This is a genomic window from Kitasatospora sp. NPDC057738 (assembly GCF_042798815.1).
GTDB classification, from domain to species: Bacteria; Actinomycetota; Actinomycetes; order Streptomycetales; family Streptomycetaceae; genus Kitasatospora; species Kitasatospora lactacystinica.
Genome location: NZ_JBHVJT010000002.1, coordinates 18,681 through 31,659 on the forward strand (window position 1 = coordinate 18,681; position 12,979 = coordinate 31,659).

The following is a 12,979-nucleotide window of genomic DNA, read 5'->3' on the forward strand; positions in this document are numbered from 1 at the left end:
GAGCTGGCTTCGTCGCCTCCTTGGGTGTGGGGGGAGCCGAGAAGACGCGGCCTCGGGCTTGGGGGGTTCGTTTTTTCTCTCCCCCCCCCGCCACGACGCACCCACAACTCCAACAGCCATCGATGCCACGCCGATGCGCGGCCGTCACACTGTCCCGCGCACGTCCCGTCCGGTTCCGCGCAGGGGCCACGGAGGCAGGTAGGCACGGCGATCACTCGTCCGCCGGCTGTCGGCCCTCACCCGGTGCACCCGCTGCGGGCTCCGCGCCAAAGGGGCGTCAGCTTTCCATGAGAAGGATTTCCTTCAATTCGCTCAGGCTGTCGATCCGGTAAGTTGCCCGGGAGAAGTCGTCCGCCTTCGTGAACTCGTTGTGGACGACGGCGCAGTCGATGCCGGCGGCCACCGCCGAGGCCAGTCCCCTGGCTGAATCCTCCACGACCAGGGTCTCCTGCGTGGAGGCGCCGAAGCGCTTCAGCCCGGCCAGGTACGGTTCCGGGTTCGGCTTGGCGAGTTCGTAGTCCTCGCGCACAAGGACGAAGTCCATGAACTGCCTGATCCGACGCTTCTCGTGGATGATGTCGAAGTCGGCCCGCTTCGAGGTCGTCACGATGGCCATCCGGGCAAACCTCGACAGTTCGGCGAGAGTGTCGACGACGCGGTCGATCTCGATGGCCTCGGTCCGCAAGTACTCCTGGTAGTAGCCGTCACGGGCCTCGCGAACCCGGGTGAGGGTCAGGTCGTCGATGCCGGCCGCCCTGGCCTGGACCCAAGAGCCCGCCCCCAGGGCCATGTCCCGGAGGTACTGATCCTTGTCCAGCGTGAAACCGGCCTCCGCCAGGGCGCGTTCCGCGGATCTGAAATACCAGAACTCGGTGTCGACCAGGACACCGTCATGATCGAAGAGGATGAATTTCTTCACGGCATCATTCCTTTCCGGCGGCCGCGACGGACCGGTACATCCCCGCGGATCGTACCGCCACCAGCTGGCACCGATCAGCTCGAACCGTTCATCGGACAGCTGCATTCCTGCTCCTGCCCGGATGTGCCGGACCTTCACCCGTGCGTGACGGGACGGCCGACATCGCCGCACTGCCCGGACCGAAGCTGTCGGGCGCTGCCGAGCGTGACGCGGCCCCGAGAAGACATCTCATGTGGGCCTGAAGGCTGCTCTCGCGACGATCGTGGAGCGGCTCGTCCCGGACGAGTTGTGGGAGCTGATCCAGTTGGTGGTGCCGGAGGCGCCGACTCGGCCGCAGGGCGGTGGCCGGCGCCGCTACGGCGACCGGGAGCCGCTGGCGGCGACCGTGCTCGCTCGCCCCTCGTGACCGCCCTGGGGCGCCGCCTGGTCGCGGAGGAGTGCAGCGCGTACAGCTCCGGCCCGCAGTGGACCGGGGCCGACCACCGGTCGTACACGAAATGGTGGCGCAAGTGCGGCTGCAGCGGCAGCGCTGCGGACGGCATCCCCGGCCAGGGGGCGGTTGCTTGCCTCCCGCTCGTGCGGGGCGGCGGTCCCAGGGTCTGGGCATGGTCCCGCCGCCCCGAGCGCCGTCGTCGGTGCCCGGGGCGGCGGTGCGTCCGGGGTCCGGTCAGGAGACCTGGACGGTGACCTTCCAGTTGATGACCCACGGCGGGCAGACCGCGCCGCGGTCCGGCACGCAGCGGCCGATCGCGGTGATGGCGGCCGTCCCGGCGGCTGTCACCGAGAAGGTGCCGTGGGAGTCGCCGTTGGGCTCGGCGCTGCCCGCCGTCTGCGAGAGCAGGGCGGGCGTCGGGGTGCCCAGGGCGTACCAGTACCAGGTCACCGTGTAGTCGCGCACGGCGAGGATCTCCACCTGCACGGTGTCCCCCACGTGCGCCTGGACGGTCGTTCCGCCGTCCGCACCGGAAATGGTGACGGTGGCGGGCGCGGGGTTGGGAGCCGCCGCCGGTGCGGCGGGGGCGGCGGTCGCGGCGCTCAGTGTCAGGGCGAGGGCGGCGGCGGGCACGGCGAGCAGTCTCAGGGCGTTCACGGCACTCCCGGTACTCGGAGGATCGGCGCTCGGAGCCTCCCGTCTACCGGTCGCCCGTGCCGCCTGACAACGGCCTCCGGCCACCGCCGGACGAAGCTGCGCCGAACGGACGCCCCCGCCGACCGTCGATCGCCGTAGCGGCCCTCCTCCGCCGCCGGGGAACACGCCCCGGGCCGACCGGCGAAACGGTCCGCCGGGCCGGTACCTGCCGGCCGTACGGGACGGGGCCGAGCCACCCGAGGCGTCGGCGCACCTCACCGAGGAGGGGTCTCCCGCCCACCGCCACTGCCGACCCGGACCGAGCGGCTACGCCTCCCGTTCGAAGAGCAGCAGCGTCCAGTGGACCTCGCCCCGGCCGTGCAGGTCCGCGCGGGTGGCGCGGTGGAGGAGGCGCAGCCCGCAGTCGGCGGCGAGGGTGACGGTGGTCTCGTCCGGGAGGTCGAACATGTGGCGGCCCGGCGGGACGGGGCCGTGGCGGACGGTGAGGGCGAGCCGGCCCGCGGGGGCGAGGAGGCGGGTGAGGGCGGCCATCGCGGGTGGGCGCTCGGCGGGGGCGAGGTGCATCCAGACGGCGGTGAGCAGGACGAGGTCGTAGCTCGCGCCCTCGGCGACGAGCGCGGGCAGTTCGGGCAGCGCGTCGGCGACCCAGCGCACGTCCGAGCCGGCGTGCAACCGCTCTCCGACGGCCCGGAGTTCGGGGGTCGGCTCGGCCGCGACCACCCGGTGGCCGAGGGCGGCGAGGGCGGCGGCGTCGCGGCCGGTGCCGGCGCCGACGTCCAGGACGGACGCGGGCGGGGCCGGGTACAGGTGGTGCAGCTCGCGGTGCACCTCGGTGAAGCTCACGCTCTCGTACTGGACGGCGAGTTGCTCGGCCGCCGCACCGTACCCGGCGGTCCCCGCGGGCGCGTTCACTCCGCCTCCCGGACGGCTACCGCGTCCCCGGCGGCGGCCGCGCGGGCGAAGAAGTCCCGCAGCTCGCGCAGGTCGTGGACGACGAGCGTCGCCCAGGCCTCGGACCACGGCGTCGGGTAGCCGAGGTGCACGGCCGTACGGGCGAGCACGCTGTTCTGCTGGCGGACGAGTTCGCCGAGCGCCGAGTCGCGCAGGAACGCGGAGGCCGCCGCGACCTGTTCGGGGCGTAGCACGGGCACGGCACCGTCCGGCAGTGCGCCGTCCGGCTGGTGCCGGCCGCCGCCGTAGACGGGCAGTCGGGCGGCCGGGTCGGGATGCAGGCCGTTCTCGGTGAGCGCGAGTTCCATCAGGACGGCGGTGCGCCGCACGCCGAGGGCGAGGCCGGCGGCGGCCAGCCGGTCGTACCGGACGTCGCGGTCGCGGGGCACGAGTTCGCCGAGTTGCTCCGGCGAGCAGGTGCCCGCGGCCCGGCCCGGCAGGCGGTGCCAGAAGTGATCCGCTCTCACCCGCTCAGCGTAACGAAGGAACGGGGCCGTCACTCCTGCACCGGGCGGTTCGGGTCGCACCGCACCGCGCCACATCCGTTCAGGCCGGGACATACCGGACCGCTCCGGACCCCTCCGGACCGCCCGGAACCCGCCCGGCTCGCCCGACCCGTGCGTTCGGGCGGTGCGTTCAGGCTTCGCCCGGGTGCCAGGCGGGCCACTCCCAGGGACGGTCGGCCCAGTGGACCCGTTGCGGGTCGCGCGGGTCGAGGTCCGGGAAGAGCTGGTGGACGCGCGGCTCGAACTCCTCCTGTGCGAGCGGTTCCCAGCCGTGGCCCTCGAAGTGGATGAGGCGGTAGCGGCTGTCGGTCCGGAACTCGGCCACTTCGACGAGGGGTTTGGACGTGCTGTTGGTCTCCATGCCCCCCAGCATGTGGCGCGGTGGCAATCAACGCCCGTCCAGACCCCTCTTCCGGGTCATGTCCCGGCGTCGGCGCGCTCGTTGAGCACGGAAAGGTTCTGAGGGGGGCCGCTGGAAGGACGAGCACATGACTGGGCAGCCCACCGGAGGACAGTGGCAGTGGCCGCAGAACGCTTGGCAGCCGCCGCCGGTCCCGACGGATCCGCTACCGCCGTGGTCCACCGCCACGCCGCCGCCGAGGCGTCTGTCACGCAGGGCCTGGACGGCCGCGATGGTCGGGACGGGCGCCGTGCTGGCCTCCGTCCTGGTGATGTGCGGGCCGGGGGCGGGTGACGAGCTGAGCGTGGCGGCGCTGCCGGACGCCTCGCCCTCCGCCTCGGACCCGACGGCGCAGTTGCTGCCGGTCTCCCCGTCACCGGCCGTGCCGGCACCGTCCCCGCTGCCGCCGCCCACCCCGGGCACGGTGATCGCAGTGGGCGGGCCGGGTACGACGGCGGCCGCGCCCGGGCCGGGGGCCGGTGCGACGACGGACGCCGCGCACGCCTCGGCGAGCGCGCACCCCAAGCCGGGGCACAGCCCGCACGCCCCGGCTCCGGCCCGCGGCCAGTCGGCCGCGCCCACCCCGGCGGGTGCCGGGGCGGGCGGGGGCCGGAACAGCATCTGCGACCAGGCCGAGCGGGCGGGCCACTGGCCGGCCGGGTCGGAGTCGGCCCGGCTCTGCCACAGCATCTACGGCTGAATCCGCGGCTGAGCCGAGGGCGGCCCCGGAGCCGTGGACGCGGCCGAACCGGTCGGGCCGGTCGGGCCGGTCGGAACAACCGAACCGGTCGGGCCGGCCTACCCGGTGGGGCCGGTCGACGCGGTCGATCCGGTCGGCACGGCAGAACCGGCCGGTGCGCCCGGGGCTCCCGCCGTCCCCAGCAGTCCCTTGTCCAGCCGGGGCGCCAGTACCCGCGCCAGGGTGTCGGTGATGTGCCCGGTGTCCCGGTACAGCACCACGCCCTCCAGCACCGCCGGGCAGGAGGGCCCGGCGCCGGGGCAGAGCAGCGGGCCGAGGTCGAGGGTCCGCACCCCGTACCGGGCGGCGAGCCCGCCGTCCAGCACCGGGTCGGGCTCGAAGGCGGTGTCGCGGGGGAAGAAGCAGGCGTCCGAGCGCCCGTCGGAGGCGGCCAGGCAGGTCGGGATGTCCTTGCCGGGCATCGGGGTGTCGCCGAGGTAGGCGAGCGGGGCGCCGAGCGCGGTGAGCCGGTCCAGGGTGCGGGTCCAGCCCTCGGCGCGCTCCTCCTGGCTGCCGTACCGGTTGAGCCCCGCCATCAGGACCAGGCGCGGCTTGGGGCCGGAGGTCAGCCGGGTGAGGGTGTTCTCGCGCCAGCGGTCGCACTCGTCGAAGGTGCGGCCGAGCACGTTGTTGCGCACGGTGAGGGTGGCCAGCGGGCAGCCGGGCTTGACCAGGACCTCCAGGGCCCAGTGCCGCTGCTCGGCCAGGGCGAGGCCGGCGGAGATCCACTGCCCGGCGTGGGAGTCGCCGAGCAGCACGATCCGGTCGGGGCTGTCCTCGGCGCCGAAGAGGCAGCGCGGGCTGCTGTCGGCGTTGAGCGGGATCTCGCAGCCCTTGCCGGGCGGGAAGTCCTCCCGGGCCCGGGCCAGCGACGGCGTCAGGGTGAGCACCCGGGCGCCGGGGGCGAGCAGGCTCGGGCCGTCGGCGGCTCCGGCGGGGGCCGCCACGGGCCCGGCGGAGGGGTCGCCGAGAGCCCGCACGGTGCCGCCGCCGAGGGTGAGCGCGGCGATCAGCGGGATGACCAGGGCGCTGGCGCCGACCGCGAGCCCGCGCCGGGGGGCGGGGCTGCTGCCGTAGCGCAGCGGCTGTTCGACCAGCCGCAGGGTGAGCCAGGCGGGCAGCGCGGCGGCGGCGGTGAGCGCGAGCAGGGTGGTCCAGGGCAGCGGGCCGTAGCGGGCCTGGGCGATGGTCAGCACCGGCCAGTGCCAGAGGTACCAGGCGTACGAGAGCCGTCCGGCGGCGCGCAGCGGGCGGGCGGCGAGCAGCCGTCCGGCGTCGGCGGCGCCGGGGGTGCCGTGCCCGGCGAGCAGGACGGCGGCGGTGCCGAGGACGGGCAGCAGCGCGGCGGTGCCGGGGAAGGGTGTGTTGCGGTCGTACAGGAACACCGGCGTGAGCACGGCGGCGAGGCCGAGCCAACCGAGCACCCGCAGCGTCCGCACCACCGGACGGCGCTCGGCGCGGGCGGCCAGCGCCGGGCCCGCCAGCGCCGCGCAGGCGCCGGCCGCGAACTCCCAGAGCCGGCTGCCGGTGGAGAAGTAGGCGAGCGGCGCGGAGGTGGCCGTCCAGCGCAGGCAGAGCGCGAGCGAGACCCCGCCGACGGCCACCGTGGCGAGGGTGATCGCCAGGGTGCGGCGGCGCCCGTGGAGGTAGCGGGCGAGGCCGAGCAGCAGCACGCCCCAGAGCAGGTAGAACTGGTTCTCCACGCCCAGCGACCAGAAGTGCTGCAGCGGGCTGGGGTCGCGTTCGGCGGCCAGGTAGTCGGTCTGCTCGCCGACGAAGCGCCAGTTGGCGAACTGGCCGGCGGAGGCGATCAGGTCGCGGGCGAGGTCGGTGCCGCGCAGCGGGTCGAGCAGGGCGCCGCCGGCGACGGCGGTGGCGACCAGCACGGTGGCGGCGGCGGGCAGGATGCGCCGGGCGCGGCGGGCGGCGAAGTCCCACAGGCCGAGCGGGCGTCCGACGAGCAGGCCGGTGATCAGGAAGCCGGAGACGACGAAGAAGACGTCGACGCCGACGAAGCCGCCGGTCAGGCCCGGGACGGCGGAGTGGAAGGCGAGGACGGAGAGCACGGCGACGCCGCGCAGCCCCTCGATGTCGGGGCGGAAGGCGGTGCGCCGGCGGGTCTGCCCGCTCTCGGCGACGGCGGCGCCCTGCGGGGCGGCGGGTTCCCGGCCCACCCGGACGACGCCGGGCAGCAGGTCGGTGGGTGTGTCGGTCGCGGCGGGCGCGGCCGGCGGCGACGAGGCCGAGGCGGATGAGGCCGAGGCGGATGAGGCCGAGGCTGAGGCGGATGAGGAGGACGAGGCTGAGGCGGATGGTACGGCCGTTGACACGGCGGTGCTCCTTGCAGGGCTGGCAGCGGTTTGTCGGGCCCGCCGGGCCGATGGGGCGGCCGGGCGGTGTCCGCGCCGGTGGGGCGACGCGCAAGGAAACTCGGTGGGACAGCAGTGATGTGACGGTCTGTCAGAAGATCAGCGGGTCGGCCCAGCCGGAGGCCAGCAGCCCGCACAGCAGCAGCACGGCGGTGACGGCGACGGCCTCGGCCCGTCCGAACCCGAGGTCGGAGCGGCCCGGTGCGGGCGCGGCGACCTCGCCGACGGCGGCTCCCTTGCCGCCGCCGGTGCCGTTGAGCAGCGGCCGCAGCTCCCGGATCAGCGGGATCATGGTGTAGGCGGTGAGTGCGAGCAGCCCGGCGAGCGCCCAGTACGGCCGCCAGCCGTGCAGCAGCGCGGCCCGGACCAGTCCGGCGGCGCCCGCGAGGACGACGAAGCCGAGCCAGCCGACCCCGATCCGGGCGACGGCACGGGCGAGCGAGCTGCCGCCGGACACGGCGCCGGTGGGCACCCAGTCGGCGGAGCGGCGGCGCAGCGCGTGCACGATGGCGACCACGTGGCAGAGCCCGCCGAGGAGTTGGACCCGGGTGACCTCGAAGCGCCAGCGGGTGCGGGACATCGCGGGCAGCAGCACCAGGGCGACCCAGATCGGCGGCAGGAACGGCAGCACCTGCCAGGGCTGGATCTCCTCGGGCCGGAAGAACAGCATGATCAGGGCGGGCAGCGGCACGGCGAAGACGTTCACGGCGCTGGTGACGTAGCCGAGGATGCCGTTCCAGAAGCAGAGCCGGGCGGACCGCGGGAGCGGCCCCTTGCGGAAGTCCGGGTCGCGGACCAGGGCCAGGGAGCCGAGGCACCAGCGGTACTGCTGGCTGATGAAGGCGGGCAGGCCGGTGGGCGACATGCCCTTGGCGACCAGCGCGGGGACGTAGCGGGTGGCCCATCCGGCGCGGGCGAGGGCGAGGCCGGTGTAGAGGTCCTCGCTGTGGTCGATCTCGGCGAAGCCGCCGATCCGCTTCAGCGCGGCGCGGCGGTAGAGGGCGTTGGTGCCGCAGCAGACGGTGCCGTCCTGCGCGTCCCGGGAGGGCTGGATCCAGCGGTAGAAGATCTCCTGGGTGGCTCCCGCGGCGCGTTCGAGCCAGGACATGTCGGCGTCCGTGTCGAAGCACTGCGGGCTCTGCACGATGCCGACCTCGGGGTTGTCGAGGTAGGGCACCAGGTGGTGCAGGAAGTCGGGGCGGGGGCAGAAGTCGGCGTCCAGGACGGCGACGATCTCTCCGGTGCCCTCGGCCAGGCCGTGGTTGAGGTTGCCGGCCTTCTTGAACCGGCCCCGGTCGGGCCGGGCGTGGTACCGGAAGCCGTAGGACTCGGCGAGTCGGCGCACCTCGGGGCGGCCGGCGTCGTCGAGGACCAGCACGGTCAGCTCGCCGGGCCACTGGACGGCCGCGGTGTGCCGGTAGGCGTTGTCGAGGACGGCCAGTGGTTCACCGGCGGTCGGCAGCAGCAGGTCGACGCTCGGGGCCCGGTCGGGGTTCCAGGCGCGCAGCAGCAGGTCGTGGGAGTCGCGGGTGAAGCGCCGGGCGCGCTGGCCGTCGGTGAGCGAGAGCAGCCAGGTGGCCGCGTTGAGCACGGTGAGCACCAGGAAGGGCCAGAGCAGCGGCTTGCTGAGGGCGAACAGGCCGAGCGTGGCGGTGGCTCCCGCGTAGGAGAGGGTGGCGCAGAGCAGCACCCAGCGGCGCTGCGGACCGAAGTACCAGTAGAGCTCCTCGTCGTCGGGCGGGCTGGGCAGGCGGTGGTCGTCCGGGTCCGCGGGTGTCCGGCGCGGACCGGTGTCGGATGCGGGCATGGCGGTGCCATGGAGTACGGGCATGCGGAAATGGCCCCCCTGGGCAGCGGACGGAGCGTGGCCGTTCGCGCTCAGCTTCTCACATTGGCCTAGACCAATAATGAACGAGGTATGACATCTCCGCATCGCCCCAGCTCAGTGACTTGACCGTGCGTCACCTGCGGAGATCCGGTCCAGCGGAACTGAACCGGACCCCGAGCCGGAGCCGTTCCGGGAGTCGTCAACTCCCCGGCCGGTCACGGCTCCAGCACCGCCGCAGCCGTCAACTTCCGTACACGGACGTCCATTCCGTCAGGAATCCGCCTTCAAGTCCTTGACGAGGTGGGCGAACCGGAGGTCCGGCCGGAGCGGGATGCCGAAGCGCTCGTCACCGTACGGGAACGGGCTGAAATCCCCGGTGCGCCGGTAGCCGCGCCGCTCGTACCAGGCGATCAGTTCGGCGCGCTGCTCGATCACCGTCATCTCCATCGCGCCGACGCCCCACCGCTCGACGGCCAGCCGCTCCGCCTCGGCCAGCACGGCCCGGCCGATCCCGCCGCCCTGGAGACCCGGGCGCACCGAGAACATCCCGAAGTACGCCCGCTCGCCGCGCTGTTCCAGCTGGCAGCAGGCGAGCAGCTCGCCGTCCCGCTCGGCCAGCAGCACCAGGCCATCGGAGTGGCCCACGGCCTCCGTGACGGCCTCCGGATTGGTGCGCCGGCCGTCCAGCAGGTCCGCCTCGGTGGTCCAGCCGGCCCGGCTGGAGTCGCCCCGGTAGGCGGACTCGACCAGGGCGACCAGCGCCGGGACGTCGGCGGGCGTGGCGGGCCGGAACACGGGCTCCCCGTCGGGCCGGGCGGAATCGGTGGCGGTCTCGGTCATGGCTGGTCCTCTCCTCACGTGCGGGGCCGCCCGTGGTGGCCGGCCCGCGGGCATCGTGCCACAGCGCGCCGGGCGCCCCCGGAGCCGCCCCGGAGCCCCTCCGGTGCCGACCGCGGCCCGTTCCCCTCCCCGGTTCCACCCCCGCTCCCCGGCCGACCGGACCGGCAGAACCGGCAACGCCGGTTGCCGGTCGCGGTGTTCCGGCACATCTGACGTGCGTTCACCATGTGAAAAAAGATGCCTGGTGGCGGTGCCAGGTACATGGCTACTCTGCGGTACGGCCGGTCAGGCCCCGGCCGAACCGGGTCATTTCGACCCTCCCCATGCTCGGACCAGAGGAGTGCCCATGCCCCGCTCTTCCCGCTCCGCCCGCACCACCGGCACCGACAGACCGGCCCGCCGCCGTCTGCCCGCACTCGCCGCCCTCGCCGCCGCGACCGCCCTGGTCGCCGGCGTGGCCGCCCCCGCGTACGCGGCCGAACCCGCCCCTGTCGCCCCCGTCGCCGAAGGCCGCCCCGGCTTCCACCCCGAGCAGGACTTCGCCGGCTCCACCGTCGCCGCCCGCGAGGGCCGCGGCGCCGCCGCCCCGCTCGCCTCCCTCGCCGCCACCCAGACCCCGGGGCTGGACGTCTCCAGCTACCAGGGCAACGTCAACTGGTCCTCGGTGGCCGCCAACGGCGCCAGGTTCGCCTACGTCAAGGCCACCGAGGGCACCGGCTACACCAACCCGTCCTTCGCCCAGCAGTACAACGGCTCCTACAACGCCGGGCTGGTCCGCGGCGCCTACCACTTCGCGCTGCCGAACGCCTCCTCCGGCGCCACCCAGGCCAACTACTTCGTCAGCCACGGCGGCGGCTGGTCCGCCGACGGCAAGACCCTGCCGCCCGCGCTGGACATCGAGTACAACCCCTACGGCGCCACCTGCTACGGCCTCAGCCAGAGCGCCATGGTCAGCTGGATCCGGGACTTCAGCAACACCGTGCACTCCCGCACCGGCCGCTACCCCACCATCTACACCACCACCAACTGGTGGAGCCAGTGCACCGGCAACAACGGCGGCTTCGGCACCACCAACCCGCTCTGGATAGCCCGCTACGCCTCCTCCGTCGGCACCCTGCCGAACGGCTGGGGCTACCAGACCTTCTGGCAGTTCGCCGACTCCGGCACCTTCCCCGGTGACCAGAACTACTTCAACGGCGCGGCCGACCGCCTCCGCGCCCTCGCCCTGGGCTGACGGCCGACGGCTTGACGGCCTTGAGGGCCTTGACGGCTTGACGGCTTGACGGCTTGACCGCCGGCGCACCCGCGCCGGTGCGGGGCGCCGCAGCGCGTCCCGCACCGGCCGGTGTCGGACCGACGGGGGTTCACAGGGCCTTGAGGCCGTCCAGCAGCCGCTGGCCGCCCGGGCTGCCGAGGCCGGTGCAGGGGTCCCAGCCGGGCCCGGAGGGGTACGCCCCGTTGCTGCCGACGGTGATGTCCCGCAGGACGCCGGTCGCGAAGTGCGCGTACAGCAGCGGGTTGAGGAAGCCGACCCGGTGGCCGAGCCCCTGGTTGATCCGGGCCAGCAGGGCGGCCCACATCGGGGCCGACGCGCTGGTGCCGCCGACCAGGTCGACGTGCACGCCGTCCACGTTCGGGACGACCACGCCGGTGTTCCGGGAGGCGACCGCGGCCACGTCGGGCACGCCCCGGCCCTGCACGTGCGGCGGGTTCGCGGCGACCGGCATGGCGAGGCCGACCTGGTACGGGGGCACCGGGAACATCCTGCTGATGCCGCCCCCGGTCCGCGCTCCCGGTCCGTCGTCCCAGACGATCTCCTGGTCGACCGCGCCGCCCTGGACCACCAGGTGGGTGCCGCCGACGCCGAGCACGTGCGGGCTGGACGCGGGGAAGTCGGCGTGGGCGCGCTCGCCGAAGTGGACGTCCCGGGAGCCGTCGTCGCCCGAGGCGCAGCAGATGCTGATGTCCTTGGTACCGGCGTTGATGAAGACGCCGTCGACGTTGGCGACGCCCGCGGGGGTCCAACGCGGGCCCCCGTCCTCGGTGTTGCCGTAGCTGCTGGAGATCACCGCGGGCCGGTTGACGGTGTCGGTCGCGATCTGGTTGACCAGATCGGTCCAGCCCTGTTCGGTGAACTTGCTGAAGTAGACGACGATCTTCGCCCCGGGTGCGAGGGAGCCGACCACCGCGAGGTCGAGCATGATCTCGTCGGTGCTGTCGAACGGGTCCGCGGTGGCGTCGCCCGGGCCCGGGTCGTTGCCGGGGGATCCGACGTTCTGGATCACCACGTTGGTGATGTCCGGCACGGGCAGCCCCAGTGCGGTGAAGTACGTGCTCAGCGCGTCCGGCGAGTAGCCGCCGGAGGGCACACCGGGCGAGGTCTCGCCGTTGAAGGCGAGGACGGCGACGCACTGGCCGGTGCCGTCGAGACCGGCCGGGTAGGTGTACGGCTTCGCGAGCTGGTGCGGGAAGAAGACGCCCGTCGGCAGGGCCGGTACGGCCTTCGCCGTGATCGGGAGGCTGACGTCCGTCCGGTGGATCAGCAGGTTGGCGCCGATCGGCCGGTCGTCCAGGCCGAACACGCCGGTGATGACGCCGCTCAGCTCCTCGGGGACGTGGACGGCGCCCTCGCGGCCGCGGTAGACGCGGGGGTTGTCGCGGGCGTCCTGGTAGCGGTAGCGGGCCAGGGTGACCCGGAAGGCGTCCGCGACGTCCCCGGTGGTGCCGGTCAGCTGGACGCTGCGGGCCAGCGGGTTCTCGTTGGAGACGGCGAGGCGGTGCTCGGCGGCGAAGGTCTCGACGGCCTTCAGGTCGGTGTCGCGCCAGCGGTGGACGGCGGCGTACTCGTCGTCGGTGGGGACGGTCCGGCGGGTCGGCGGCTGGAGCGCCAGCTCGTACAGGTCCGGCCGCGGGGGCGCGTCGGGGTCGCGCCGCAGGTAGACGGTGACGGTCAGGGGTGCCCGTGGGTCGGCCGGTCCGATGACCCGCGCTCCGTCGAGCGGAACGCGGGAGCTGTCCGGCAGCGCCACGTAGTGGTTGGTCGACATGATCGCTCCAGCGGTCGGGTCAGCGCCGGGAGCCTCGCGACTCTTGGTCGTGTGCTTTCGACTGTCCGTGTACGGCACACGCTTATGTCGTACACGTACAGCGTCCTCCCGGCCCCCGGCGCCGTCAAGGGATGCCGAGGGGACGCCGGGAGCCGCCGGGGGACGCGACGTGGACGCGACGTGGACGCGAACAGGAACGCGACAGGACGCCGACGGGCGCCGGGAGACGCCCGAAACAAGGGGGGGGGTCAACGGACCCCCCTCCCCCCCCTCCCCCCCTTCTTCCACTC

The 12,979-nt window shown here is 74.1% G+C and carries 13 protein-coding genes; 4 read left to right on the forward strand and 9 right to left on the reverse strand.

All coding sequences use genetic code 11. The features are described 5' to 3' along the window. Nucleotides 1–277 precede the first annotated feature (277 nt). Entirely contained in the window at nt 278–1,024 is a 747-nt protein-coding gene (locus tag ACFVGO_RS01265) for an HAD-IA family hydrolase (protein ID WP_359911047.1), read from the reverse strand. A gap of 127 nt (nt 1,025–1,151) precedes the next feature. On the opposite strand from ACFVGO_RS01265, the gene ACFVGO_RS01270 reads away from it, so the two are divergent. Beyond that, entirely contained in the window at nt 1,152–1,325 is a 174-nt protein-coding gene (locus tag ACFVGO_RS01270; protein WP_380630539.1) for a hypothetical protein, read from the forward strand. Then, complete coding sequence (locus ACFVGO_RS01275; protein WP_380630541.1) at nt 1,322–1,606, forward strand: hypothetical protein; 285 nt, start codon at nt 1,322–1,324, stop codon at nt 1,604–1,606. The genes ACFVGO_RS01270 and ACFVGO_RS01275 overlap by 4 nt, the downstream gene beginning before the upstream one ends. On the opposite strand, the gene ACFVGO_RS01280 is transcribed toward ACFVGO_RS01275, so the two are convergent. The 4 genes from ACFVGO_RS01280 to ACFVGO_RS01295 form a co-directional block, all read right to left on the reverse strand. Then, entirely contained in the window at nt 1,587–2,009 is a 423-nt protein-coding gene (locus tag ACFVGO_RS01280; protein ID WP_380630543.1) for a hypothetical protein, read from the reverse strand. The genes ACFVGO_RS01275 and ACFVGO_RS01280 overlap by 20 nt on opposite strands. A gap of 306 nt (nt 2,010–2,315) precedes the next feature. Then, on the reverse strand, nt 2,316–2,921 hold the full coding sequence (locus tag ACFVGO_RS01285) for a class I SAM-dependent methyltransferase (RefSeq protein WP_380630544.1): 606 nt from the start codon (nt 2,919–2,921) through the stop codon (nt 2,316–2,318). Further along, nucleotides 2,918–3,427 carry a hypothetical protein gene (locus tag ACFVGO_RS01290; RefSeq protein ID WP_380630546.1) on the reverse strand — a complete coding sequence of 170 codons (510 nt, stop codon included), beginning with the start codon at nt 3,425–3,427 and terminating at the stop codon, nt 2,918–2,920. Before ACFVGO_RS01290 ends, ACFVGO_RS01285 begins: the two co-directional genes overlap by 4 nt. Nucleotides 3,428–3,596: 169 nt before the next feature. Further along, nucleotides 3,597–3,827: a hypothetical protein gene (locus tag ACFVGO_RS01295; RefSeq protein WP_359911059.1), complete on the reverse strand. Its 231-nt coding sequence runs from the start codon at nt 3,825–3,827 to the stop codon at nt 3,597–3,599. Nucleotides 3,828–4,098: 271 nt separating this feature from the next. On the opposite strand from ACFVGO_RS01295, the gene ACFVGO_RS01300 reads away from it, so the two are divergent. Then, complete coding sequence (locus tag ACFVGO_RS01300) at nt 4,099–4,566, forward strand: hypothetical protein (RefSeq protein WP_380630548.1); 468 nt, start codon at nt 4,099–4,101, stop codon at nt 4,564–4,566. Between the two features lie 98 nt (nt 4,567–4,664). Here ACFVGO_RS01300 and ACFVGO_RS01305 read toward each other — a convergent pair whose 3' ends face one another. The 3 genes from ACFVGO_RS01305 to ACFVGO_RS01315 form a co-directional block, all read right to left on the reverse strand. After that, complete coding sequence (locus tag ACFVGO_RS01305) at nt 4,665–6,779, reverse strand: acyltransferase family protein (protein ID WP_359911065.1); 2,115 nt, start codon at nt 6,777–6,779, stop codon at nt 4,665–4,667. A gap of 286 nt (nt 6,780–7,065) precedes the next feature. Continuing rightward, a complete protein-coding gene (locus ACFVGO_RS01310; protein WP_359911068.1) occupies nt 7,066–8,805 on the reverse strand; it encodes a cellulose synthase catalytic subunit in 1,740 nt (579 codons plus the stop codon). A 267-nt stretch (nt 8,806–9,072) separates the two neighbouring features. Further along, nucleotides 9,073–9,642, reverse strand: a complete 570-nt coding sequence (locus tag ACFVGO_RS01315) for a GNAT family N-acetyltransferase (protein WP_359911071.1) — start codon at nt 9,640–9,642, stop codon at nt 9,073–9,075. A gap of 346 nt (nt 9,643–9,988) precedes the next feature. Here ACFVGO_RS01315 and ACFVGO_RS01320 point away from each other — a divergent pair, with 346 nt between their 5' ends. Continuing rightward, nucleotides 9,989–10,876: a lysozyme gene (locus ACFVGO_RS01320; RefSeq protein WP_359911074.1), complete on the forward strand. Its 888-nt coding sequence runs from the start codon at nt 9,989–9,991 to the stop codon at nt 10,874–10,876. Between the two features lie 130 nt (nt 10,877–11,006). On the opposite strand, the gene ACFVGO_RS01325 is transcribed toward ACFVGO_RS01320, so the two are convergent. Next, nucleotides 11,007–12,689 carry a protease pro-enzyme activation domain-containing protein gene (locus tag ACFVGO_RS01325; protein ID WP_380356004.1) on the reverse strand — a complete coding sequence of 561 codons (1,683 nt, stop codon included), beginning with the start codon at nt 12,687–12,689 and terminating at the stop codon, nt 11,007–11,009. Nucleotides 12,690–12,979 lie beyond the last annotated feature (290 nt).